The organism is Dokdonia sp. 4H-3-7-5, from assembly GCF_000212355.1.
In the GTDB taxonomy this organism is placed as follows: Bacteria; Bacteroidota; Bacteroidia; order Flavobacteriales; family Flavobacteriaceae; genus Dokdonia.
The window spans coordinates 295,417-319,358 of sequence record NC_015496.1 but is presented as its reverse complement, the minus strand read 5'-3'; the positions used below and the strand labels follow the sequence as shown (position 1 = coordinate 319,358).

General features: G+C 38.4%; 22 protein-coding genes. 10 read left to right on the top strand and 12 right to left on the bottom strand.

Going from position 1 to position 23,942, the window contains the following annotated elements; genetic code table 11:
• Positions 1–110: 110 nt before the first annotated feature.
• The 6 genes from KRODI_RS01365 to KRODI_RS01340 all read left to right on the top strand — a co-directional run bounded on the left by KRODI_RS01365 (position 111) and on the right by KRODI_RS01340 (position 7,362).
• A complete protein-coding gene (locus KRODI_RS01365; RefSeq protein WP_013749774.1) occupies positions 111–2,513 on the top strand; it encodes a glycoside hydrolase family 31 protein in 2,403 nt (800 codons plus the stop codon).
• A gap of 39 nt (positions 2,514–2,552) precedes the next feature.
• Entirely contained in the window at positions 2,553–3,374 is an 822-nt protein-coding gene (locus KRODI_RS01360; protein WP_013749773.1) for a M48 family metallopeptidase, read from the top strand.
• A 64-nt stretch (positions 3,375–3,438) separates the two neighbouring features.
• Complete coding sequence (locus KRODI_RS01355; protein WP_013749772.1) at positions 3,439–4,755, top strand: MFS transporter; 1,317 nt, start codon at positions 3,439–3,441, stop codon at positions 4,753–4,755.
• Between the two features lie 113 nt (positions 4,756–4,868).
• Positions 4,869–5,303, top strand: a complete 435-nt coding sequence (gene mscL, locus KRODI_RS01350) for a large-conductance mechanosensitive channel protein MscL (RefSeq protein WP_013749771.1) — start codon at positions 4,869–4,871, stop codon at positions 5,301–5,303.
• 66 nt (positions 5,304–5,369) lie between these two features.
• Positions 5,370–6,428, top strand: coding sequence for a hypothetical protein (locus KRODI_RS01345; RefSeq protein WP_013749770.1), 1,059 nt, complete (start codon positions 5,370–5,372; stop codon positions 6,426–6,428).
• A gap of 97 nt (positions 6,429–6,525) precedes the next feature.
• Positions 6,526–7,362 carry a GIN domain-containing protein gene (locus KRODI_RS01340; RefSeq protein ID WP_158306996.1) on the top strand — a complete coding sequence of 279 codons (837 nt, stop codon included), beginning with the start codon at positions 6,526–6,528 and terminating at the stop codon, positions 7,360–7,362.
• A 79-nt stretch (positions 7,363–7,441) separates the two neighbouring features.
• Here KRODI_RS01340 and KRODI_RS01335 read toward each other — a convergent pair whose 3' ends face one another.
• Genes KRODI_RS01335 through KRODI_RS01320 form a run of 4 tightly spaced genes read right to left on the bottom strand, consistent with a single transcriptional unit; the run spans position 7,442 to position 10,339 of the window.
• Positions 7,442–8,167 (bottom strand): head GIN domain-containing protein, encoded by a 726-nt coding sequence (locus tag KRODI_RS01335; RefSeq protein WP_013749768.1) that lies wholly within the window; start codon positions 8,165–8,167, stop codon positions 7,442–7,444.
• 25 nt (positions 8,168–8,192) lie between these two features.
• Entirely contained in the window at positions 8,193–9,281 is a 1,089-nt protein-coding gene (locus tag KRODI_RS01330; RefSeq protein WP_013749767.1) for a hypothetical protein, read from the bottom strand.
• 19 nt (positions 9,282–9,300) lie between these two features.
• The gene (locus tag KRODI_RS01325) at positions 9,301–9,861 is read right to left on the bottom strand and encodes a hypothetical protein (protein WP_013749766.1); all 561 of its coding nucleotides are present in this window, start codon (positions 9,859–9,861) and stop codon (positions 9,301–9,303) included.
• A complete protein-coding gene (locus KRODI_RS01320; RefSeq protein WP_013749765.1) occupies positions 9,830–10,339 on the bottom strand; it encodes an RNA polymerase sigma factor in 510 nt (169 codons plus the stop codon). The genes KRODI_RS01325 and KRODI_RS01320 overlap by 32 nt, the downstream gene beginning before the upstream one ends.
• A 383-nt stretch (positions 10,340–10,722) precedes the next feature.
• Between KRODI_RS01320 and lon the strand changes: the two genes are divergently transcribed.
• The 4 genes from lon to KRODI_RS01300 all read left to right on the top strand — a co-directional run bounded on the left by lon (position 10,723) and on the right by KRODI_RS01300 (position 15,693).
• On the top strand, positions 10,723–13,176 hold the full coding sequence (gene lon / locus KRODI_RS01315) for an endopeptidase La (RefSeq protein WP_013749764.1): 2,454 nt from the start codon (positions 10,723–10,725) through the stop codon (positions 13,174–13,176).
• A gap of 158 nt (positions 13,177–13,334) precedes the next feature.
• Positions 13,335–14,351, top strand: a complete 1,017-nt coding sequence (porQ, locus tag KRODI_RS01310) for a type IX secretion system protein PorQ (RefSeq protein WP_013749763.1) — start codon at positions 13,335–13,337, stop codon at positions 14,349–14,351.
• A 251-nt stretch (positions 14,352–14,602) separates the two neighbouring features.
• A complete protein-coding gene (cmk, locus tag KRODI_RS01305; RefSeq protein ID WP_013749762.1) occupies positions 14,603–15,304 on the top strand; it encodes a (d)CMP kinase in 702 nt (233 codons plus the stop codon).
• Positions 15,304–15,693, top strand: coding sequence for a DUF4345 domain-containing protein (locus KRODI_RS01300; protein WP_013749761.1), 390 nt, complete (start codon positions 15,304–15,306; stop codon positions 15,691–15,693). Before cmk ends, KRODI_RS01300 begins: the two co-directional genes overlap by 1 nt.
• A 171-nt stretch (positions 15,694–15,864) precedes the next feature.
• On the opposite strand, the gene KRODI_RS01295 is transcribed toward KRODI_RS01300, so the two are convergent.
• The 8 genes from KRODI_RS01295 to KRODI_RS01260 form a co-directional block, all read right to left on the bottom strand.
• Positions 15,865–16,926, bottom strand: coding sequence for a mandelate racemase/muconate lactonizing enzyme family protein (locus tag KRODI_RS01295; protein WP_013749760.1), 1,062 nt, complete (start codon positions 16,924–16,926; stop codon positions 15,865–15,867).
• A 3-nt stretch (positions 16,927–16,929) separates the two neighbouring features.
• Positions 16,930–18,003 (bottom strand): DUF1611 domain-containing protein, encoded by a 1,074-nt coding sequence (locus KRODI_RS01290; protein ID WP_013749759.1) that lies wholly within the window; start codon positions 18,001–18,003, stop codon positions 16,930–16,932.
• Between the two features lie 60 nt (positions 18,004–18,063).
• On the bottom strand, positions 18,064–19,125 hold the full coding sequence (locus KRODI_RS01285; RefSeq protein WP_013749758.1) for a pyridoxal-phosphate dependent enzyme: 1,062 nt from the start codon (positions 19,123–19,125) through the stop codon (positions 18,064–18,066).
• 133 nt (positions 19,126–19,258) lie between these two features.
• Positions 19,259–19,561: a hypothetical protein gene (locus tag KRODI_RS01280; RefSeq protein WP_013749757.1), complete on the bottom strand. Its 303-nt coding sequence runs from the start codon at positions 19,559–19,561 to the stop codon at positions 19,259–19,261.
• A gap of 162 nt (positions 19,562–19,723) precedes the next feature.
• Positions 19,724–20,041 (bottom strand): hypothetical protein, encoded by a 318-nt coding sequence (locus tag KRODI_RS01275; RefSeq protein WP_013749756.1) that lies wholly within the window; start codon positions 20,039–20,041, stop codon positions 19,724–19,726.
• Between the two features lie 38 nt (positions 20,042–20,079).
• Positions 20,080–21,054 carry a deoxyhypusine synthase family protein gene (locus KRODI_RS01270; protein ID WP_013749755.1) on the bottom strand — a complete coding sequence of 325 codons (975 nt, stop codon included), beginning with the start codon at positions 21,052–21,054 and terminating at the stop codon, positions 20,080–20,082.
• Positions 21,047–21,976 (bottom strand): agmatinase, encoded by a 930-nt coding sequence (gene speB / locus KRODI_RS01265; RefSeq protein WP_013749754.1) that lies wholly within the window; start codon positions 21,974–21,976, stop codon positions 21,047–21,049. Before speB ends, KRODI_RS01270 begins: the two co-directional genes overlap by 8 nt.
• Positions 21,977–22,088: 112 nt before the next feature.
• Positions 22,089–23,480 (bottom strand): arginine decarboxylase, encoded by a 1,392-nt coding sequence (locus KRODI_RS01260; protein ID WP_013749753.1) that lies wholly within the window; start codon positions 23,478–23,480, stop codon positions 22,089–22,091.
• Positions 23,481–23,942 lie beyond the last annotated feature (462 nt).

Genomic DNA, 23,942 nt, shown 5'->3' with positions numbered 1-23,942 from the left:
ATATGAATACCTTTTCTGAGCTTACGAAAACGTTAGCGTTAATAACTAATTACGAATTAACTTCATTTTTACACGATATAGTGTTTATTTGAAAGGAAATAACAATTACTATGATTGTAAATACAGAATTAGAGCAAAAAGGGAATCAATTTCCTAAAAATGTGGTGGATGTCAAGCAAGAGACAGACATCTTATATTTTACTACTTCAAACGAGGTAATTTTAGAACTTACTGTATTGCGAGATAGTGTGATACGTTTTCGCTTTGCAACAGGTGGCGTTTTTGAGCCAGACTTTTCTTATGCGATAGATGAGGATGCACCTCGTGGCTACAATCATCTAGAACTTACAGATGATGATAAATATTACCATGTCAACACCGCAAAGCTCCATATACGTATTGAGAAAGAGAGTCTACAGACCAGTATTTACGATACAAATGGGAATCTTATTAATGAAGACGAATTAGGTTTTCATTACGAGGAGAGCTTCCAGTATGGAGGTAACATCGTTAAGATGAGTAAAAAAGCACAGCATGCCGAGTCTTATTATGGGCTAGGTGATAAGCCTATGCATTCTAACTTGCGAGGAAAGCGTATGCATAACTGGGCTACAGATCAATATGCATTTGCAAAGGATCAAGATCCAATATATAAAGCAGTTCCTTTTTACATAGGGCTACATCAAAAGAAAGCTTACGGTGTGTTTTTTGACAACACGTTTAAAACGTATTTTGATTTTGCTCATGAGCGTATGGGAGTTACAAGCTTCTGGGCGCAAGGAGGTGAGATGAATTATTACTTTATATATGGTCCAGATATGTCTGAGGTTGTAGCAAGTTATACGAATCTTACAGGTGTTCCTGAGCTTCCGCCATTATGGGCGCTGGGATATCACCAGTGCAAATGGAGTTACTTTCCAGAAAGTAATGTAAAGGAGATTGCAAGTAAATTTCGCGAACTCAAAATTCCTTGTGATGGGATTTATCTAGACATTGATTATATGGATGGCTGGAGATGTTTTACTTGGAATAAAGATCATTTTCCTGACCCTAAAAGAATGGTAAAAGAACTGGCAGATGATGGTTTTAAAACCATTGTTATTATAGATCCAGGGATTAAAATTGATAAGGATTATTGGGTTTATAATGAAGGAGTAGAAAATGACTACTTCTGTAAGCGTGCAGATGGACCGGCTATGAAAGGTAAAGTGTGGCCTGGAGAATGTAATTTTCCAGATTATACAAATCCTAAAGTACGTGACTGGTGGGCAGGATTATTTAAAGAGCTTATACAAGATGTAGGTGTAAAAGGAGTGTGGAATGATATGAATGAGCCTGCAGTAATGGAGGTTCCAGGAAAAACATTTCCTCCAGATGTGCGTCATAATTATGATGGTCATCCTTGTAGTCACTTAAAAGCGCATAACATTTATGGTACTCAAATGGCTCGCGCCACCTATGAAGGTGTGAAGAAATTTGCGTATCCTAAGCGACCGTTTGTAATCACAAGGTCTGCATACTCTGGTGCGCAACGTTACACAAGTTCATGGACGGGTGATAACGTAGCTAGCTGGGAGCACCTTTGGGTAGCAAACATCCAAGTGCAACGTATGTGTATCTCGGGGATGAGTTTTACAGGTACAGATATAGGCGGGTTTGCAGAGCAACCTACTGGAGAGCTTTATGCAAGATGGATACAGCTAGGAGTATTTCACCCTTTCTGCCGTACCCACTCTTCTGGGCATCATGGAGATCAAGAGCCGTGGACTTTTGACGAAGGTGTGACAGATATTGCTCGTAAGTTTATCAACTTGCGTTATAGATTATTGCCTTATTTATATACTATGTTTTATGAGTATATCAAGAAAGGTACGCCATTATTAAAGCCGCTTGTTTATTTTGATCAAGATGATGCACAAACGCATTACCGTACAGATGAGTTTATCTTTGGACATCATATTCTAGTTTGTCCTATATTAGAGCCTAATGCTAAAGGACGTCGCATGTACGTGCCTAGAGGACAATGGTACAACTATTGGACAAAGCAAATTGTGCAAGGAGGTAAAGAGCAATGGGTGGATGCAGATATTGATGAGATGCCATTATTTGTAAAAGAGGGAACCATCCTTCCTAAATATCCATTACAGCAGTATGTAGGCGAACTTACCATTGAGCAGGTAGAGCTTGAAGTGTATTATGGTTTAGGTAAAAATGCTTCCAAATTGTATGAAGATGCTCAAGATGGATATGATTACAAGAAAGATCGTTATAGTTACCGTACTTTTAAAATGGTAGGTCGTGAGAAAGACTGGATTATACAACAACATAAACGCGGTGATTTTATTACTACGTACGATACATTTAGAATTCACTTGATTGGACTTCCTTTTGAAATTAAGGATATAGAATTAGACAATCAGAAAGTAAGTCTAGAAGATGTGCAGTTTGACCCGATAACATGTGCTTTAATCATTAACAAAGATTTCACGGAGCTTCATCTGAGCGGTATTTAACATTTGCGTATTTTTATATTCTGATTTAAAACCATCATTATGAAACTTAAAAATACATTTGTTCTTATCATGACCGTACTTCTGGTATGTGCATGCAAGACGAGTCCATTTACAGGGAAGAAGACTCTTAACTTTGTAAGTAACGATCAATTATTTCCAATGGCATTCCAACAGTATGACGCATTCCTATCGGAAAATAATGTGATTACTGGAACGGCAGATGCTAATATGGTAAAGCGCGTAGGTGAAAAAATAGCCGTGGCAGCAGAGCGTTACCTAACAGCACTAGGAGAGCCGGGATACTTACAAGATTACCGCTGGGAGTACAATCTAGTTAAAGATGAAGCAGTAAACGCTTGGTGTATGCCAGGAGGAAAGATTGTGGTATATACTGGAATTTTACCTATTACTCAATCAGAAACTGGACTTGCCATGGTAATGGGGCATGAGCTTGCTCACGCACTTGCAGATCACGGAGCACAACGTATGAGTGCTGCACAATTACAACAATATGGTGGCGTTGCCACTGCTATTGCAGTAGGAGGTCAAGATCAAGCAAAGCAACAACAAATTATGCAGCTTTATGGTATAGGTACACAAGTAGGAGGAATGCTTCCTTTCTCGCGTAGCCATGAGACACAAGCAGACGAAATCGGAATCGTAATTGCAGCAATAGCAGGATACAATCCAGACGAAGCTGCAGAGTTATGGAAACGTATGAAAGCTGCAAGTGGAGGTGCAGCTCCAGCACAGATTATGAGTACGCACCCATCTTCAGATAGTCGTATTGCAAATCTTACTGCCAAAGCGCCAATGGCGAGAGCAGAAGCTGCAAAATTTGGAGTGACTTCTTTTAAATAGAACTTTACACGAAATATATAGTAAGAAAAGCTGTGCAATCGCACAGCTTTTCTATTTTAGTACTATGAAAGAACAACTCAAAAAAGGTGACAAGAAATTATTAAATGCATGGGCGTTTTATGATTGGGCAAACTCCACTTACAGTCTTGTCATTGCATCTGCTATTTTTCCATTGTTTTACGGTGCTCTTTTTAGAGGAGCCGGCATAGAAGAGATTGAAGTTTTTGGGATGATGTTACGTCGCAGTCCGCTTATATTTTACACTACTGCTGTGGCCTTTTTAATAGTAGCTCTTATTTCTCCCATTCTATCTGGAGTAGCAGATTATTTAGGTAATAAAAAGTACTTTCTTAAGTTTTTCTGTTACATGGGAGCGCTGGCGACCATAGGACTTTACTGGTTTAGCTTAGACCATATTTATTTGAGTTTGCTACTTTATGCTTTAGGACTGATAGGTTTTTGGGGGAGTTTAGTTTTTTACAATTCATATTTGCCAGATATTGCTTATCCAGAGCAGCATGACGCCATTAGTGCAAAAGGGTATTCTCTAGGCTACATAGGGAGTGTGTTGTTACTTATAGCTTGTTTAGCAATGATACTTGGGTATGAGACATTTGGTTTTGAAGACGAAAGTTTTCCTACACGTTTATCATTTGTGCTTACTGGTGTCTGGTGGATAGGTTTTAGTCAGTATACCTACGCTTATTTACCTCAGGGAAACCAAGCGCAAGGAAAACTTACCAAAGATGTATTCTTTAACGGCTTTAAGGAGCTAAGAGCTATTTGGACTTCTATGCAAGACCAACTACGTCTCAAGAAATATCTTATCGCATTCTTTGTATATAGTATGGCAGTGCAGACGGTAATGCTTGCAGCAGCATATTTTGGAGAGCAAGAACTAGAGTGGGGTAGTGATAGCGAGCGCACAACGGGATTAATTGTGAGTATACTTTTGATACAGCTTGTAGCAGTACTAGGAGCCATACTTACGTCAAAACTTTCGGCACGTGTGGGTAATATAAAAGCTCTGGTGATTATTAATGTTATCTGGATTATTATTTGTGCTTGGGCATACTTTGTATATACACCGTTTCAATTTTACATTACAGCTGGATTTGTAGGTTTAGTAATGGGTGGTATACAATCACTATCACGATCTACGTATGCTAAGTTTTTACCAGAAACAGAGGACACCACTTCATACTTCAGCTTTTATGATGTAGCTGAGAAAATAGGGATCATCATCGGTATGTTTTTATACGGTTTCATTGAGGAGCTTACGGGCAGTATGCGCTACTCGATTGTATTTTTAATTCTATTTTTTGCAGCAGGCGTCGTGTTATTACTTCGAGTGCCTAAAGACAGGACGGTAATTACGTAGGTTACGCTTTCGCGAAAGCGTAAATATTCAAATTCCCAATCTTATAATAAGAGAGGGCTTTTCTAAAGTTTATTAATCAATAATTAAGTTGCTACGGCAAACAAGAGACAGTTATGGCTGGATTTATTCAAGAATTCAAAAATTTTGCGATCAAAGGTAACATGATCGACATGGCAGTAGGTATTATTATAGGTACTGCTTTTAATAATGTGGTAAATACTATTGTAAAAAAAGTCGTAATGCCACCACTATCACTACTCACAGATGGTATTAATCTCGCAGATAGAAAGTATCTTTTACGTGCTGCCGAAGGTGAAGGGAAAGAAATCGCAATAGGTTATGGGGAACTTATTGAAGTTTCAATAGACTTCTTAGTAATTGCAATTACCATTTTTGTTGTCATTAAAGGAATAAATAGATTTAAGGACAAAGCAGAAGATCCAAAAAATACAGAAGAAAAAACCCCAAAAAATATTGAGCTGCTTGCAAATATTGAGCATCTTATGCAAGAGCAGAACAACCTGTTAAAGGCTCGCAAGGACTCATAGTCTAAGAGCAAAACAGTGCAATAAATTGATTATGTTTGTGTTTCAGATTTAGAAATTCCTACTACAATGAAAAAACTACACGTTTTATTTTTATTTATAATGATGGTTGCAGTGACGGTTGTCTCTTGTGATGATGAACCACTCGAAGGCGTCTTTAGCGTAACAGGTGACGGTTCTGACCCTATTGAAGTTGATTCCGATAGTGAAGAATGTCAGATAGCGTTTGAAACTTTAACTGCAGCTCAAGCTGCATTTTCAGTGGCATCTAATGAAGGTTATGCTCAAGCATGCACTACCTACGCTATAGCTCTCGAAGCAACAATACAACTTTGTGGTGATGCATCTGGAACATTTCAAGCTGCTCTTACAAGCCTAGGAGACTGCTCTACGCCAGATCCTTGTTTTCAAGCGGAGATTGCTGCAAATGCAGCCTTGGGAGCTTTAAATAATGCTTCTAGTGATAACGAAGAACAATTATGCCTTGCTTATAGCGCCGCTTTAGAAGCTCAAATAGCAGCTTGTGGTGATGTAAGCGGAAATATACAGGCTACCATTGACGCATTGAATTGTGGTGGTGATTGTGCTGCAGCACAGGTAGCTACATCAGAAGCTAGAGAAATATTTAATGCTGTAGATCCTCTTGATGAAGATGCATATACTACGGCTTGTGCAGACTACTCAATGGCTTTACAAGCGCAAATAGCCGCTTGTGGAGATACAGATGGAAGTCTTACTGCTATTGTACAAAATCTAGGAGATTGCTCTCCACCAGAACAAGATGGGCCAGTACAAGTAACCGTAGGAGAAATATTTACAAATTTTAATACAGCAACGGTAAGCATAAGCGGATCTTTACTGAGCGTGATTGCAACTGATATAGATACAGGAGATACGTTTACTTTTGATATCGTATTACAACAAACAGGAGATAATGTAATGCAAAATACGATTCTAACAGTAGGAGGAGTTGTGCACACAGCATCTATAGAAGCAACGACGCCATTTGTAAATAATATTACTGCAAACGATGGTACTGCAATCGTAGGAACTTTTTCTGGAACATTTACAAATCCAGATAACGAAGAAGTACTAACAGCAGGCGGAGTGATTAATATTGTCTATTAATATCCATAAACGACATATTTTAAAAGAGCATCTGTAACCAGATGCTTTTTTTATGCCAATTATAAAAGGATGGCTCATTTATTGTACATTTAATTCTATGAAAAAACTATATATGAAAAGTATAGCTATTGCTGTGCTTATGTTTGTGACTACGGCAGTAAGTGCTCAAAGAGAGCGAGTAAAAGGGAGTAGAAATGTGAAAGATGTATCGGAGGTATTACGTCCATTTACAGATATAAAAGTAACAGATGGTCTAGAAGTAACACTTATTGCAGATTCTCAACCAAGTTATGAGCTTGAGATGGATGATAACCTTATTGAATTGATAAGTTTTGATGTGCGTGATAGTGTATTGCTAGTTTCTGCGAGGAAGGATATCAGAAGTGCAAAACGTCTTAATATTACGGTGCGTTTTGTTACGCTTAATTCTGTAAGCTTAGATGCAAAGAGTAAGGTGAAAGCACAATCTGTTCTCAAATCAGATTTTTTTAGAGGAAGTTTTCTAGATGATAGTCAGTTTGAAGGAGAGATAAAAGCAAAACAAGCTACCATAACTGCAAATTCAAATTCAAAAATTGAGATGGATTATATGGGAGATGACTTGACTATGAATGTTACGGATAACGCTTTCGCGAAAGCGGATATCAATACAAAAAAAATCACCCTCTCTGCATCTGGACGATCAGACCTAGAGTTAAAAGGAAATGCTCAAACAGTATCGCTGGATCTAAATGATAATGCTGAGTGCAAGGCGGAAACATTTAATACAGATGTGATTAATATAAACGCTACAGGAAGCTCAACGACCATTGTAACTGCAGACCAAGAGATTATTGTTGATCTTGATGAAAAAGCAGAGCTTCATGTGTATGGCGAACCTAAACTAATGATAGAACGTTTTACAGGAACCTCAAAAATCTTAAAAAAGGAATAAGTATTACGAGATGTAAGTCAATAAAAAATGCCCTCAGATGAGGGCATTTTTTATTCTTGTAAAGAAATGTTTTTAAGGATTATCCCCTTGTAATATCTCCAGAACCAGAGACCTTAGTGTCTTGTTTTGATGGGTTTCCTACGTACTCTATGTCACCAGAACCAGTTACACGGGCTTTGATACTTTTTTCACAAGCTACGCGTATGTCACCAGAACCTGTAACCTGAGCATCTACCGTCTCTGCTTTAAAACGCCCAGCTTCTATATCACCAGAGCCTGTAACTTTTACAGTGTGGTCTTTTGTGTAGCCTTTAAGAATAAGGTCACCAGATCCTGTAACACGACTCTCAGTACGATTTGCTTCCACAATAAGAGCAACATCTCCAGATCCAGAGACAGAAACTTCAAAAGTATTTGATTTTATCACATCATCACTCATAATCTCCCCAGATCCTGATAATGACACTCGATCTAAATCTCTAAAAGGAATTTTAATTTTAATATCCTTTCCGTAGCTCGTCTTTAGATTTTGCTTGTTTTGAACTTTGATAGTAAGTCTATCGCCGCTCACTTCTGTCTCTACATAATCAAGGAGGTTGCTTTCACCTTGTAAAGTGATTTCTCCTTCTTCTCCAGCAACGAGTGTTACATCAAAGAATCCCGCAATGCTTATCTCATCATACTCACCTACGCTACGCGTTTCTGTTTCTACTTGACCATTACCTTTTATTCCTTTTCCCCACCATTGTGCGTGTATCTGCGTACTTGCTAAAAGAATAATACTTAGTGTGATTAATTTTTTCATGATTGTTGTTTTTGATGATTGATTATTAGTTTTTAAATAAAGTGACACCACCGTATTCTGAGTTGATGTTCACATGATTATTAGTATTAGAGTTTCCTCTATATCCTTCGTAGTATTTGTCTGAAGATTCTATGCGCTCCTTATTAAAAGTAAGATCCTCCTTACCGCTTAATCCAGCATACTCAAGTTTAATAGCAAAAGTAAAGTTGTATTGAGAATTATAACCCACTTTAATACCGGTGTAGTCACTTTGTATCGATACGTCTCCAGCATCGCTCGCTAGCTCCTCTATACGTATGCTTCCATAATCTGCATTGATGTTAAGGTCTCCGTGTACTATACCAATTTTTGCAGAGATGTAATCTCCTCGACCTATAATATCTTTACTGTCTCCAGTAATTACAGAGCCGTAGTCACAGTTATAGTTTAGATTATCTATACGTCCAAATTCAGATTTACTATAATCGGCATTAAGCTCAATGTCACCTCCTCTTTCTAAGAAAAAGCTTGAATAATCAGCATTAATACGTCCGCTCTTCATATAGCCTATAGTGCTATTCTTAGTGTAGTCAAAGTTGAGGTAGTTGTTTTCTGCAAGAAGTTCGCCTATCGTGATTTTCCCATAGTCACAATTTATTTTTGCATTACCTTCTAACCGATCAATATTTATACCTCCATAATCATTGCTTACATCTACCATACTAGTTGCTGGAAGTTTAATAGTATAGTTGATTTCCATATTTACATTGCTATTTTTCCAACTGTTCCACCATGATCTACTGCTGCTTTTTTCGAAGTTTGTTTTTGCGCTCACATAGCTACTTGACCCTTCAAAATTGACATCTATCTCGTCTAGTTTTTCTTTTACACGCTCCTCATCGTTACCATTAGTTTTTACTAGAACTTCAATGACGATTCTGTTTTCGTTCCAGCTCACCATATTAACATTTCCGTAGCTATTGTCAATCACCAGTTTTACATCAGGATTTACAGTATATTCTTTTTTGATTCTCTTTTCCTTAGTGTATTTTCCCTGAGGATCTACACTTGCGGCCATCATGATAGAAGGGATCATGAGCGCTATAAGTAAGAGTTGCGTTATTTTCTTTTTCATAAGATTATTATTTAAGTAACTAAAGCGTTACGGCTTTTTCAATAGTATTTAATTCTTTGATGGCATCCATTTGTTCTACTACGTGCTGTAGGAGGTCAATTCTATTCTGGAAGTTGTCTATCATTGCGTAGATCACACGCTTATCTTCTCCACTTTCAGAAAGGTCTTTCTTTAAATTATCATAGTTCTTCTCTAAGATTTCAAGTTGTTTTATGGCATCCATTACCATGGCTTGGTTCTCAGGATTCATGTTCTCTTTAATATCAAAGAGCTCACGTTCTATGGTTTTTGTAAAGAAATCTTGCGTGTTTTCCATCTCTGGAGAAACATCTGCCAGTTCTTTAGCTTGCGGTGTGTTGTTAAACTGTGTGAGCATTAATCCTGCAATAAGAATCACACTTGCCGCAATAAACAGTGGTCGCATCCACTGTATTGCTTTTGTTTCCTTTGCAGGAATATCTTCTGTAGTTTGCGCCTGTAATTTTGCTAGAAAATTAGCTTTGTGATCTGCACTAGGTGCAGCTGTATCGAGACGTCCTTCCAGACGTTTAAATACTTGATCTATAGGTTCCTTTTTCATTATTATTTAATAGTTTGCGTAAGCTATCTTTTGCTCTTGACACCATTGTTCTACAGTTTGCATAGCTTACATTCATAATCTCACTCATTTCCTCGTAGTCGTAGCCTTCTATAAGATGTAAAGACAGTGATTGTCTGTAATTATCCTTAAGCATACTCATAGCTTTTACTACTTCTTGTGCTCTCACACTTGTGAGGTCTACCTCACTCACACCTTCTGCGTCATCTTCTATCTTATATAAATGATCTTCTAGCGGTGTTTCATCTAGTTTCTTTCCTTTATTGTAAGCATTGAGGCTATTATTTACCACAATACGTTTTAACCAACTCCCAAAAGATGCCTCACCCTTATAACTATCCAGCTTTGTAAAAGCACTTAAGAAGGACTCTTGCATAATATCCTCTGCTTCTGCTTCGTGTTTCACAATGCGTAACGAAGTATTGTACATCGCTTTATAGTAGCGGTTATACACCTCCATTTGAGCACCCTGATTACCTTGCTGGCACAGTGTTATTAATTCCGTTATTTGATGGTTGGTAAAATTCACTTTTGGTTCATTCTATAGTAAAGATGCGTGTTTTATTTCTTTGTTACACTTTCGTGAAAATTTGGCAACATTATTTTGAATCTGTTGATTGTAAAGAGGTATTTACTTCATAGATAAAGAACGCGCATTTGTGATGGTTCTTCAAATTTTTGCGAAAGCAAAATACTCCCTTGGCACAACAATTGAATTAAAGCGTACAGTGAGGGTATCCATTATCTTATGATAGGCTAAACTCACTAGATTTAAAGAAAATACTAATAGTTATACATCCACAAGGCGCGTAGCAGTACACGACATTGTGGCACACTTTATATATGGCAAAACCAAAATTTACAACATTAGACAGATTGTCACTGCAAGAGATAGATGGAGATGCAGAATTAATCCCCTTAATGACTCCAGAAGACGAGGAGGCAATTAATAACGAGGAGCTTCCAGAGAGCTTGCCTATTTTACCTTTGCGCAACACCGTGCTTTTTCCAGGAGTAGTCATTCCTATTTCGGCAGGAAGAGATACTTCTATAAAGCTTATAGATGAGGCAAATAAAGGTGGGAAAGTAGTAGGAGTAGTTGCTCAAAAAGATGAAGAGGTAGAAAACCCAGGTGAAGATGACATTCATAAAGTAGGTGTAGTAGCGCGTATTTTACGTGTGCTTAAAATGCCAGATGGTAACGTAACAGTTATTATCCAAGGTAAAAAACGCTTTGAAGTAGATCAAGTAACGCAAGTAGAGCCTTACATGAAGGCTACTATTAAGGAATATGTAGAAGTACGCCCAGAAGCAGGTGATCAAGGTTTTAAAGCAGTTATCGATTCTATAAAAGAATTGTCGCTTAAGATTATCCAAGATTCTCCAAATATTCCTTCGGAGGCTTCATTTGCAATTAAGAATATCCAGAGTGACTCTTTCTTAATCAACTTTGTGAGTTCAAATATGAACCTCTCTGTTGCAGAGAAGCAAGAGCTACTCAATATAGATGACTTACATAAACGCGCGCTAGAAACGCTCAAGTTTATGGATATGGAGCGCCAGAAGTTGGAGCTCAAAAATGATATTCAAAGCAAGGTTCAAAATGATATGAGCCAGCAGCAGCGTGAGTATTTCTTACACCAGCAGATGAAGACTATCCAAGAAGAATTGGGTGGAGCTAGCTCTGAGGATGATCTAGAAGAAATGCGTGTACGTGCAAAGAAAAAGAAGTGGGATGCAAAAGTAGAGAAGCACTTTAACAAGGAGCTTTCAAAAATGCAACGCATGAATCCTCAGGTAGCTGAGTATAGCATACAGCGCAATTACCTTGATTTGTTTTTAGACCTTCCTTGGAATGAGTTTTCTAAAGACAAATTTGATTTAAAACGTGCGATGAAAATTTTAGACCGTGATCATTACGGTCTTGATGATGTGAAGAAGCGTATTATAGAATACCTAGCGGTACTAAAATTACGTAACGACATGAAGTCGCCTATTTTATGTTTATACGGACCTCCAGGAGTAGGTAAAACTTCACTGGGTAAATCTGTAGCAGAAGCGTTAGGTCGTGAGTATGTACGAGTAAGTCTAGGCGGGATGCGTGACGAGTCTGAAATACGCGGGCATAGAAAAACGTACATAGGAGCAATGCCAGGACGTATTATCCAGAGCTTGCGCAAGGCAGGAACTAGTAATCCAGTTTTTGTACTTGATGAGATTGATAAATTAAGTACAGGAAGTCAGGGAGATCCGTCTTCTGCATTACTAGAAGTGCTAGATCCAGAGCAGAATAGTGAGTTTCACGATAACTTCCTTGAGATGGGTTATGACCTTTCTAAAGTGATGTTTATTGCAACTTCAAATAGTTTAAATACCATACAGCCAGCGCTGCTAGATCGTATGGAGATTATAAACGTTACTGGATACACGATAGAGGAGAAGACAGAGATTGCAAAACGTCACTTATTACCAAAGCAGCTTAAAGAGCATGGTATGACAGATGACCAGCTTAAAATAGCAAAGCCACAACTAGAAAAAATTGTAGAAGGATATACAAGAGAGTCTGGAGTGCGCGGACTAGAAAAGCAAGTTGCAAAAATGGTGCGTTACGGGGCAAAAAACCTTGCGATGGAAGAGGAGTATAATGTGAAAATATCTAATGAAGATGTTATCGAGATACTAGGCTCTCCAAAAATGGAACGTAACAAATATGAAAATAACGAAGTTGCTGGAGTAGTTACAGGGCTTGCGTGGACACGAGTAGGAGGAGATATCTTATTTATAGAATCTGCTTTATCAAAAGGTAAAGGAACACTATCTATCACAGGAAACTTAGGTAAAGTGATGAAAGAAAGTGCTACCATAGCGATGGAGTACATTAAAGCAAATGCAGAGGTTTTAGGACTAGAGCCTACCATTTTTGATAATTATAATGTGCACATTCACGTACCAGAGGGAGCAACTCCTAAGGATGGTCCTAGTGCAGGTATTACCATGCTTACATCTTTAGTTTCTTTATTTACACAACGTAAAGTGAAGAAAAATCTAGCGATGACGGGTGAGATTACCCTGAGAGGAAAAGTACTGCCTGTAGGTGGTATTAAAGAAAAGATTCTTGCTGCCAAACGTGCTAGAATCAAGGAAATACTCTTATGTGAGCAAAACCGTCGTGATATAGAAGAGATCAAGCAAGACTACTTAAAAGGCTTAACATTTCACTACGTAAGTGACATGAGCGAGGTGTTAGAACTAGCACTTACTAAGCAAAAAGTAAAGAATGCTAAAACACTAGCTTAAGGTTAGATTGTCAATTTTTCGCGAAAGCGTAAAAATTATAAAAGGGAAACTCATTACGAGTTTCCCTTTTTCTTTATCCTATAGTTCTATTTATTTCCCATCCCTCTCAAAATATACTATCATTGCAATCGTTATGTATCATGATGCAGTACTGATTAATGAAAAAGAGACTCTTTTTATTGTTGTTTGCGTGTTCACTAACGGCTTATAGCCAGTTAGGAGGACGTGCTACCTATCAGTTTCTCAATTTGATGTCATCTCCCAGGCAAGCTGCTTTAGGAGGGAAAATCATTACAAACTACGACTACGACCCAGACTCTGCGCTCTATAATCCAGCCAACATTAATTATAGGATGGATAATCAGCTTTCTGTAAACTATGTAAATTATCTGGCAGACATCAATTATGGGACGGCATCTTATGCCTATTTATGGGATAGACGCACGCAGGTCTTGCATGCGGGAATCACTTACGTAAATTATGGAACCTTTGATGGTAGGGATGAGAATGGGAACTCTACTGGAGATTTTGGTGGTAGTGAGGCGTCGCTTTCATTGGGTTACGCGCTTAATATTCCGTACACAGATTTTCACGTAGGGGCAAACGTAAAATTAATCACCTCCACATTAGCCGAGTATTCTTCGGCGGGAGGAGCGATAGATCTTGGACTTACCTATAATTACGAAGATTGGGATCTCAATGCAGCATTAGTGGTACGTAATATAGGAACCCAGTTTACACCCTATGTAGATACTTTTGAGAAGCTTCCGCTAGAGGTAGACGCTGGTATTTCTCAGATTTTACCTAACGTGCCTATACGCTGGCATGTCACGCTAGAAAACCTTCAATTATGGAACATCGCCTTCGAAAATGAAGCTAGAGGTACCACAGATCTTGACGGCAATACCACCACAGAAAAAATAGGAATTCTCGATAATGTAATTCGTCACGCGATTGTAGGCGTAGAGTTGTTTCCTAAAGGTGGTTTTAACGTGCGACTGGGCTACAACTTCCGCAGGAGTGAAGAGCTGCGTATTATCAATCAGCGTAGTTTTGCTGGTATCAGTGCAGGCTTTGGAATCAAGATTAACAAGATGCGTTTCAATTATGCATATGCTCGTTACAACAGCGCTGCGGCAAGTAGTTTTTTTGGTCTAGGCATCGACTTACAATAATTCTTTTCAATTTTAGGAGCAGTCCATTTTGTGCATATTTGCAAGGTGGTTTCCCGTTTTTCATTACAATTCCTCGTTGCGCTATCGCTACACTGCGGGATTTTCATTGCAATCGGGGCTAGCGAGTCATGCTGTCGCTTTCTTCCATTTAAAGAAGCGAGTATGCTCATCTATACTAGTAGAAATAATCTTTAAATCTATATGGTAAGCACTAGCATACGTTTTCCTATTTTTGTGTAAAACACATACTCTTGAAAATTACCATTGCCATAGACGGATATTCATCCACAGGAAAAAGTACAGTAGCCAAACAACTTGCAGACTGGCTAGAATACATTTACGTAGATACTGGAGCAATGTATCGCGCACTAACCTTATATGCAATGGAAAATAGCCTTATTTCCGACGGTTTTTTTGACAAAGAAACTCTAGTAAAAAGGCTTGATGATATCGAGATTTCATTTACAAGAGATACCGCTTCTGGAAAAGCAGAGGTTTGTCTTAACGGGAAGAATGTTGAGAAGTACATAAGAACCCTAGAAGTTTCTTCCTTTGTGAGTCCTATAGCTACCATCTCAGAAGTGCGCGCTAAACTTGTAGAGCAGCAGCAACGCATGGGAGAAGAAAAAGGAATCGTGATGGACGGTCGTGATATAGGTACCGTAGTATTTCCTAAAGCTGAGCTTAAAATATTTATGACTGCTAGTGCAGAGGAGCGTGCAAAGCGTCGTTACAATGAGCTTGTAGAAAGAGGTGATAAAGTGAGTTACGAAGCAGTACTTTCTAACGTAGTAGAGCGAGATCACATAGATACTACTCGTGAAGATTCTCCACTCGTAAAAGCAGCCGATGCTATTGAGATAGACAATACAGAAACTAATATTGAAGATCAGTTTCATACTATCTTACAACTGGCAAAAGATCGTATTGCAAAACGTCTCGTTAATCGATAATGTCTAGGCTCCCTAAAAATTTACAACTAGCGCTATCTGCATGTATTGTGATAGCCATGTCATTTATTTATGGAGCGCATCCCAGTGTTATACTGCCTTATATATTTGGTTTTGAAGTTCGAGACTTAGAGCTCAAGAATATCTTTAGAGCGATTATGGGAATCTACATCGCCTTTGGTGGTTACTGGATTTATGGTATTATTAATAAAAACCACTGGAGATCTGCAACCATAGTAAACATACTATTTATGGGTGGTCTCGCAGGAGGAAGGCTAGTCAGCACCATTCTAGATGGCTGGTCACCACAATACGGCGCAGGAATGATAGCCGAAGCTGTCATGATGTGGTGGGGTTTATGGAATCTTAGATTTTATGATATTGAAGAATGATATTTACCAATTGATACTTGACAATTATGACATAATCCGAATAATCAACACGATCAATCTTTAAGTGATTGATAAGTTGCTGCTTATTTGTAAATCTCAATATAATAAAAACGTCTACCGCGATAAGTATGAATCACAATAGACGCTTATTTTTACAGTTAGAATTATTCCCTAAAAATCACTCAATCCCAAGCCAGCTTTTCCATTAGGTCTTAAGATTCCTTTCTCTAGGCTAAACAATCCTTTAAAAGGATCATTCTCAAAATCTAGATGTCCATCAAGATCTGCATACACTGTATTAGGACGAGATAATGCAAAGTGCAATCCTGAGGAAATGCCAAGTCTACACTCATCAATACAGCCTATCATTGCTTCTAGTCCAGCAGCTCTCGCTACAGAGTTGATATGCATTGCTTCCATAATGCCACCTACCTTTTGAATCTTGATATTTACCATATTCATACGGCTGTTTTGAGCAAGTCTAAAGGCATCTTTCAGTGATTTTAAACTTTCATCTGCCATAACTGGGATGTGAACTTTTCTCGTTACTTCTCCTAGTTTTTCTTCGTCTGCGACTAGGGTAGGTTGTTCGAGTATCTCTATGCGAGACGCTCTTGTTTGTTCAACAAATGTCACAGCTTGCGCTACGGTGTAGCCTTGGTTTCCATCAAAACGTAGGGTGAGGTGTGGATGATTTTCGCGCAAGCGGTGTATTTTTTCTACATCCTCCTCCAGCGATAATCCTCCTTTGAGCTTAATAATTGTAAATCCTTGGTCTACATATTCTTGAGCTTGCTTCAAAGTCTCTTCTACACTTAAAATACCTATTGTAATACTCGTTGCAATACTATCACGATAACCGCCTAAAAATTGATAAAGCGGCACATTCATCTTTTTTGAAGCAATGTCTAGCAACGCCATGTCCACCATCGCCAGCGCAGAGGAGATAACGCTGAGCAGTGGTTTTAACTCATCAAGAATGCGCGCATAGTTGAGTGCATTTTTACCTTTAAGATATGGAATGATCACAAGGTCTAGCGCTCTAGCCACATCATCACCAGTTTCCTTAGTTACCTCAAGATCTGGAGCAGCGCAACCTAAACCTATGTTGTTGCTGTCTGTCTCTATTTTGAGAATAAAATTAGTTGCCTGCGATACAGTCTCATAAGCAATCGTATAAGGTGCAGTGAGTGTAAGTTCTAGCCGCTCGTAACTAACGTTTGTGATTTTCATTGATTACTTAATGTGTTGTTCAAGAACCTTTATCAACCCTTCTACGCCATGAGCAAGTACATCAAAAGCGGGAAGGCCTGTCTCGTCTGTAATCGCTTTACAAGCTGGTTCAATTTGTTCTGGTGTCATATTCTCGTGGTTTACTGTCACCGCAATGACCTTCTTGCCAGAGATTACCTCGATGGCATTAATCTGCTCTTGTAATGTGTGCAATTTATAGCCAGGGAATCCATCATATTCCAGACGTGTAGGAGCGTGTTGTAAGATTACATAATCTGGTCTTCCAGCTGCAAGTATTTCAAATCCTCCAGGGTATGCTGGGTTCATAAGACTTCCTTGGCCTTCTATCACGATTACATCAGGTTGCTCATTATTGTATGCACTCACTACTGCGTGCTCTATCTCTCCAGACACAAAGTCGTTAATGCAGCTATCCATTACCATGCTGTATTTTGCTCCTTGCATCCACGCAGTTTGACCGGTACCAATCATCTCCGCTTTTTTTCCGCCGTTGCGTAGTCCGTGTACGATTAACCATGAGGTTGTTCGTTTACCAATAGCGCTATCTGTACCTAAAACAGCAATCTTAAGGCAGTTTACTTTTTCTATTTCGCCGGAGAAAAAATGAAGGGTGTCGCGATCTGGAGTTTTACGCACGTCACGTATTTGAATGTTGTGCTCCTTACTTAGCGCTACAAGATGCTCATCATTAGTAAGGAAATCATGCAGACCACTATCGATATTCCAGCCTTGTTTAATCGCTGTTGCAATAGTTGCTCTTGCTTCCTTAGGAAGACGCCCACCATCAGGCGCAAGACCGATCACAAGTGATTTAGGAAACTCTTTTTCGCCTTGTAATGATGAAATAGCAGTCTCGATGTTTTCAAAAATTAGTATTCCATTAGGTTTCCCGTCCAGCACTTCGCCAGCATCTTTGCCAGTATACGTACTATCTATAATTCCCACGACATTATAACGTTCTGTAAAGCGCACTAAGCCGTGAGCAGTTTTTCCGTTTGGAGTGTTAAAAGCGCCTTGACAGTATACAAGAGCATTTCCATCTATTGATTTTTTCATATATGTGTCCTGACTAAACAGGTATGTTTTAAAGTTATATCCAGCGACTGCTGGTAGTAGTTAATTTTTTGCGGTAAGTACTGCTACAAAACGATCTGGAGCGAGGTTCTCCTTCTCATCAAGTTCTAAGAGAGCGATAAGCCCAGCAGTTGATGCAGGAAGAATGCGTAGTCCCTCTTTTTTAAGTAGGAGCGTACTCATCTCTCGCATTTTTTTATCACTAATGTTAAATGCTTTTCCATCAGATTGCTGGATAGCATACAGAGCTTCCTCTCCATCAAAGCTGTGCCAGTTTATAAGTGGCTCATTGTACTTAGTTTCTTTAATCTTATCTGGATCAAGATCACGACAGTGGTCTAGTCCTTCTTTATGAGATTGAATAATAGGATTTTTACCTGTAGAAGAAGCTGCAATCATTTTAGGAATGCGAGAGGTTTTACCTCGTTTGTATAAACTCACAAAGCCTCTATAAATCCCAGCAAATAAAGTTCCATTAGATACTGGAGCAGCACAATACTGTGGCGCATCACCCAGCTCATCTACAATCTCTACAGCAATTTGTGAGTATGCAGATATCTGTAACGGTGTGTTTGCACCTCCAGGATTTGCGTCATACCATTCATGTTCTTGTGCTAGTTTGCTGCTGGCAGTAACTACCTCCTCATAACTACCTTGTAGCCTAAAAATCGTAGCTCCTAGACGTTCCATCTCTATGATACGATCTGTGTGATAGGACTCTGGGATGTAAATGTTACAAGCAATTCCGCCTAACTTTGCAGCAAGTGCAACTGCGACACCGTAGTTACCGCAGGTGGCGAGTGACATGGTGTGAAAATCTCTGCGCAGCGCATCATAAACTTGTGCAAAGGCAATTCTATCTTTTTGTGTTCCCGTAGGGTTATCACCCTCGTATTTGATGTATAATTGTCTAATATCAAACTCACGTTCAAGAGATTTTGCTCTTGTAAGACCCGTATCGCCTACTTCTAAGTTGATAATGTCTTCGTAAGATTCTAAACGGTCTGTAAGTGATTTTGTGGTGTCTTTTACAAACAGACTAAGTGCCATCGCTTCTGAGGATACTTTATTGTCTGATGATTTTACACCGTCTTTAAGATTCATAATTTTAAAACTTAAACTTGTGGAGTGCTACTTAGTGTGGAGGGAATACCGCTTTCGCGAAAGCGTACATTAAATCCATAAAAATAGGGCAGAAGGTATTACCAACTGCCCTATGGTTATAAAGTTATTGAGCTTATTTAATTAACTCAAGAGCAGTAATAGAAAGTACTTCATACTCCTCATCATCTTCATTAATCTCTGAAGTTGTAGTGTACGTTACTTTAAACATTTGCCCTTGAAACGCCTCAGTAGTAAGATCAAATTGCTTTGCAGCAGCATCACTCATGGCATCAAAAGAATGTGTAAGCTCATCTGCATCTTCAAAATAGAACGTACCTTCTGCATAGCCAGTAAAAGTAGCGGTAACGCTATCTGTTGTCTGTACATTAAGAGCTAGTGTAACCACTGTAAAAAGGGCAATAAACATTGTTTTCATAATAGTGTAAATTAAAAAGTGTTGTTAATTTAAAATTGCCGCGTGTGCGACCACTATCAAATAGATTTCCCAATCTAGGATTTTACCCTATACCTTATACGTAGTGGGAGATAAGAATGTTACAAAAGGTGTTACATTTTTTTTAAATAATTGCAATTATTTTTAATCCTCTCGTTCTTCTTGATCCTCGTCTTCTATATCGAGATCTAGATCGTCATCATCCGTATCATCATCGTCATACTCATCTTGGTCAAAGTCCTCCATCGCCACAACTAGGCGCTTACTTACTTTAACAAGGTACAAGGTGTCTTCTGTAGTTACTTCTACACAATCTACCATCTCACCTTGAGCATTTTTAAAAGAGATAATATGATGAGACTCATATCCATCTGGATACTTTGCTACTAGTAAATTTAATATATCATCATTGAGTTTTGCATAGTCTACAATGACGCGTCTTAGGTTACTTGGTTTTTTCATTATGCGTTTATTATTAAAGATGTGTTGAGACACCTTATTTACATATCTAAGAGGTAAGCAAAGATTAATGGCGCTACAATAGTCGCATCACTCTCAATGATAAATTTAGGAGTATCCATATCTAGTTTTCCCCAAGTGATTTTTTCATTAGGTACCGCTCCAGAATAAGATCCATAACTAGTAGTTGAGTCACTTATCTGGCAGAAATAGCTCCAGAAAGGAGTTTCCGTGCGCTCCATATCTTGATAAAGCATAGGCACGACACAAATAGGGAAATCACCAGCAATACCTCCACCTATCTGGAAGAAACCGATTCCTTTTTCTGAGTTTGCTGTATACCAGTCTGCAAGGAATGTCATGTACTCAATTCCAGACTTCATAGTCGTAGCTTTAAGTTCGCCTTTCATCACGTAGCTCGCAAAGATGTTACCCATAGTACTATCTTCCCAACCTGGGCAGATAATAGGTAAGTTTGCCTCTGCAGCTGCATACATCCAGCTATCCTTGATGTCTATCTCGTAGTACTGCTCTAATACTCCAGAAAGTAACAGCTTATACATGTACTCATGCGGTAAATAACGCTCACCAGCAGCCTCTGCATCTTGCCATATCTTTACGATATGCTCTTGAATACGACGAAAAGCTTCTTCTTCTGGAATACATGTGTCTGTAACACGGTTGAGTCCTTTTTCTAGTAAATCCCACTCATCTTGAGGAGTAAGATCTCTATAGTTAGGTACACGCTTGTAGTGACTGTGAGCCACAAGATTCATGATATCTTCTTCAAGGTTTGCACCTGTACAAGAAATGATATGCACTTTTTTCTGGCGTATCATCTCTGCAAAGATTTTTCCTATCTCTGCAGTACTCATTGCTCCGGCAAGAGAAACAAGCATTTTTGATCCTTTTTCTAGTTGTGCTTCATACCCTTTGGCAGCATCTACTAGCGCAGCTGAGTTAAAGTGTAGATAGTACTTCTCAATAAATTGTGATATTGCTCCTTTATTAGTCATTATAATCGTCTTCTTCTTGATTAATTTTTTTGCTTTTTTCTTGTAATCCGCTTACTTCGTACTCTTCTCCAGCATCTTCTTGCTCAAACTTATAGCTAAGCATTTTGTAGTATAATTTTGCCGCTGCAAACTCAGAAGGCTTGCTATTTCCATTAGGGCAAAGCTCTACAATATCAAAACCTACAACATTCTTCTCTGCAAACACGCGACGTAAGAAGTCTAACGTTTCATACCAGAATAATCCTCCAGGTTCTGGAGTTCCAGTAGCAGAAAGTACAGATGGATCAAAGGCATCTAGATCAAATGTTACATATACATTTTCTGTCATTGCCTCAATCGCATTATCCATCCAGTAATCGTCTGTTGCCATCTCGTGAGCAAAGAAAACATTATCTTCATTCATCACTGTTTTTTCAATGGCATCCATACTACGTATTCCTACTTGTACAAGATTTGTAGTTTGGTTTGCTTCATACACGGCACAAGCGTGATTGCAAGTAGAACCTTCATAAGACTCACGTAAATCTGCATGCGCATCTAGTTGTAATACCGTAAGATTATCAAATGTTTCATTAAATGCACGAATAGCACCTATAGATACAGAATGCTCTCCACCAAACATGGTAACAAACTTGTTACGTTTAATGTTTTTCTTTACAATCTTGTGTACAGCTTCCACCATTGCTTCTGGTGATGTATTTTCTTTGATAGGATCTGCAAGGTGTATCCCTTGTTTGTAAACTTCGCTTTCAGTTTCTATGTCGTAAAGCTCCATATTTTCAGAAGCATGTAAAAATGCTTCAGGACCCTTGTCTGCTCCTTTGCCCCAAGTACTAGTTCCGTCATAAGGAACTGGAAGTAAAACAATTTTAGCTTTTTCAGCTCCTGCATATTCTTGTGGTATGCCTGCGTACGTTTTCATGGTGATACTAGATGTTAGATGTAAAGTGAGAATATTGTTTTCTCGGTGTTGTTACTGTTAGTGGTTATATAATTGATTTAATATTTTTTATTTTGCTTTCGCGAAAGCGTATTTAATACCCTAAGATACCTAATAATTGCTCACTCGTTTGCTGTTCTGCAAATATTTCTGTGGTAATCTCTCCATCTTCATTGCGGTCAATGAGGATGTGCTTAGGAGAAGGAACAAGGCAGTGTTGCAGTCCGCCAAAACCTCCTATAGACTCTTGATATGCTCCTGTATTAAAGAAACCAATGTAAAGTGGTTTATCTTTTTTATACTTAGGCATATAAATCGCGTTCATGTGCTGCTCACTGTTATAGTAGTCATCACTATCGCAGGTAAGACCACCTAATAAAACACGCTCATATTCCTCATTCCAGCGGTTTACGGCTAGCATGATAAAACGTTTGTTTATAGCCCAAGTATCTGGTAATGTTGTGATAAATGAAGAGTTTATCATGTTCCACTTTTCACGGTCGTTTTGTTGCTTCTGGTACAGTACTTCATAAATAGCTCCGCCGCTTTCGCCAACGGTAAAGCTGCCAAATTCTGTAAAAATGTTAGGCACCTTTACATCTGCATCATCACAAGCTTGTTTGATCTGTGCGATGATTTCATTAATCATGTATGCATAATCATACTCAAAAGCAAGTGAGTTCTTTATAGGGAAACCTCCACCTATGTTTAGGCTATCAAGTGACGGACAAATCTTTTTAAGATTGATGTACACTTTGATACACTTCATGAGCTCGTTCCAGTAATAAGCCGTGTCGCGTATCCCTGTGTTAATAAAGAAGTGAAGCATTTTAAGCTCAACCTTCTCGTTATTTTTAATCTGGTTATTAAAGAATGGAACGATGTTTTTGTAACCTATTCCAAGTCTTGAAGTATAGAATTCAAACTTAGGCTCCTCCTCAGATGCTATACGAATTCCTACCTTAAATTTGCCATTAATCTGGTTGCTTAGAAGGTCAATCTCTTCGTAATTGTCAATTACCGGAATTGCATTTTTATGCCCGTTATTAATAAGACGAGCAATGTTTTCTACATACCTCTCACGTTTAAACCCATTGCTTATTACGTATGTATCGTCTGTGATTTTTCCCGCAGCTTTTAAACTCTCTACAATATCTATATCAAATGCAGACGAAGTCTCGATATGTATATCATTAGAAAGTGCTTCGTTAAGCACGTGCTTAAAGTGTGAGCTTTTTGTACAGTAGCAATAGTTATAACTTCCTTCATAACCATTTGCCTGGATAGCATCTGCAAACCATTTTTTTGCTCGCTGTATGTTATCAGAGATTTTAGGTAAATAAGTAAACTTAAGTGGTGCACCGTATTGCTCTACAAGTTTCATAAGGTCTATGCCATGAAACTCTAAGTGGTTTTTATTAAGGTTAAATTCCTCTTGTGGGAAATAATACGTCTGCTCGATGAGATCAATGTACTTGGTCTTCATTAATTAGTTTTAAATGTGTAAGGTATAAAAGGTATAGAAATGAGGGAGATATTCCCTTTAAGAAAAAGTTAATTCTATGAACCTCAGATGCGGAAAATAAATACAGTAAATGGAGAGAATGCAAATTCTTCTAAACGCTTTATAGCGATATTGATGTTACAAGCCGGCCATAACATTCGGTTCCCAAATCTTTGGGCAGCTTTTGGATTAGACTTTGTGATCATCCTAAGCCCGAATATGAAATCGTTTTTCATTTTAGAGTAGGCAATAAGCTCGATTGAACGAACTTATTTTGCGCGGCAAACATAAACTCAAATTTTAATTGGTGAAATAGCCTGTCAAGTAATTAACAAAAAATTAACTATTTATTGTTGTTAGTAATATTTGGGCGCTCAAATACGGGTCGCTATATTCTTAATAATGAGGAGGCCATATTCATAAAATTATTGTTAATAAATAAAT

Coding starts and splice junctions, on each gene's coding strand:
- KRODI_RS01365 (WP_013749774.1), top strand. CDS start 111: ATGATTGTAAATACAGAATTAGAGCAAAAAGGGAATCAATTTCCTAAA.
- KRODI_RS01360 (WP_013749773.1), top strand. CDS start 2,553: ATGAAACTTAAAAATACATTTGTTCTTATCATGACCGTACTTCTGGTA.
- KRODI_RS01355 (WP_013749772.1), top strand. CDS start 3,439: ATGAAAGAACAACTCAAAAAAGGTGACAAGAAATTATTAAATGCATGG.
- mscL (WP_013749771.1), top strand. CDS start 4,869: ATGGCTGGATTTATTCAAGAATTCAAAAATTTTGCGATCAAAGGTAAC.
- KRODI_RS01345 (WP_013749770.1), top strand. CDS start 5,370: ATGAAAAAACTACACGTTTTATTTTTATTTATAATGATGGTTGCAGTG.
- KRODI_RS01340 (WP_158306996.1), top strand. CDS start 6,526: ATGAAAAAACTATATATGAAAAGTATAGCTATTGCTGTGCTTATGTTT.
- KRODI_RS01335 (WP_013749768.1), bottom strand. CDS start 8,167: ATGAAAAAATTAATCACACTAAGTATTATTCTTTTAGCAAGTACGCAG.
- KRODI_RS01330 (WP_013749767.1), bottom strand. CDS start 9,281: ATGAAAAAGAAAATAACGCAACTCTTACTTATAGCGCTCATGATCCCT.
- KRODI_RS01325 (WP_013749766.1), bottom strand. CDS start 9,861: ATGAAAAAGGAACCTATAGATCAAGTATTTAAACGTCTGGAAGGACGT.
- KRODI_RS01320 (WP_013749765.1), bottom strand. CDS start 10,339: ATGGAGGTGTATAACCGCTACTATAAAGCGATGTACAATACTTCGTTA.
- lon (WP_013749764.1), top strand. CDS start 10,723: ATGGCAAAACCAAAATTTACAACATTAGACAGATTGTCACTGCAAGAG.
- porQ (WP_013749763.1), top strand. CDS start 13,335: ATGAAAAAGAGACTCTTTTTATTGTTGTTTGCGTGTTCACTAACGGCT.
- KRODI_RS01300 (WP_013749761.1), top strand. CDS start 15,304: ATGTCTAGGCTCCCTAAAAATTTACAACTAGCGCTATCTGCATGTATT.
- KRODI_RS01295 (WP_013749760.1), bottom strand. CDS start 16,926: ATGAAAATCACAAACGTTAGTTACGAGCGGCTAGAACTTACACTCACT.
- KRODI_RS01290 (WP_013749759.1), bottom strand. CDS start 18,003: ATGAAAAAATCAATAGATGGAAATGCTCTTGTATACTGTCAAGGCGCT.
- KRODI_RS01285 (WP_013749758.1), bottom strand. CDS start 19,125: ATGAATCTTAAAGACGGTGTAAAATCATCAGACAATAAAGTATCCTCA.
- KRODI_RS01280 (WP_013749757.1), bottom strand. CDS start 19,561: ATGAAAACAATGTTTATTGCCCTTTTTACAGTGGTTACACTAGCTCTT.
- KRODI_RS01275 (WP_013749756.1), bottom strand. CDS start 20,041: ATGAAAAAACCAAGTAACCTAAGACGCGTCATTGTAGACTATGCAAAA.
- KRODI_RS01270 (WP_013749755.1), bottom strand. CDS start 21,054: ATGACTAATAAAGGAGCAATATCACAATTTATTGAGAAGTACTATCTA.
- speB (WP_013749754.1), bottom strand. CDS start 21,976: ATGAAAACGTACGCAGGCATACCACAAGAATATGCAGGAGCTGAAAAA.
- KRODI_RS01260 (WP_013749753.1), bottom strand. CDS start 23,480: ATGAAGACCAAGTACATTGATCTCATCGAGCAGACGTATTATTTCCCA.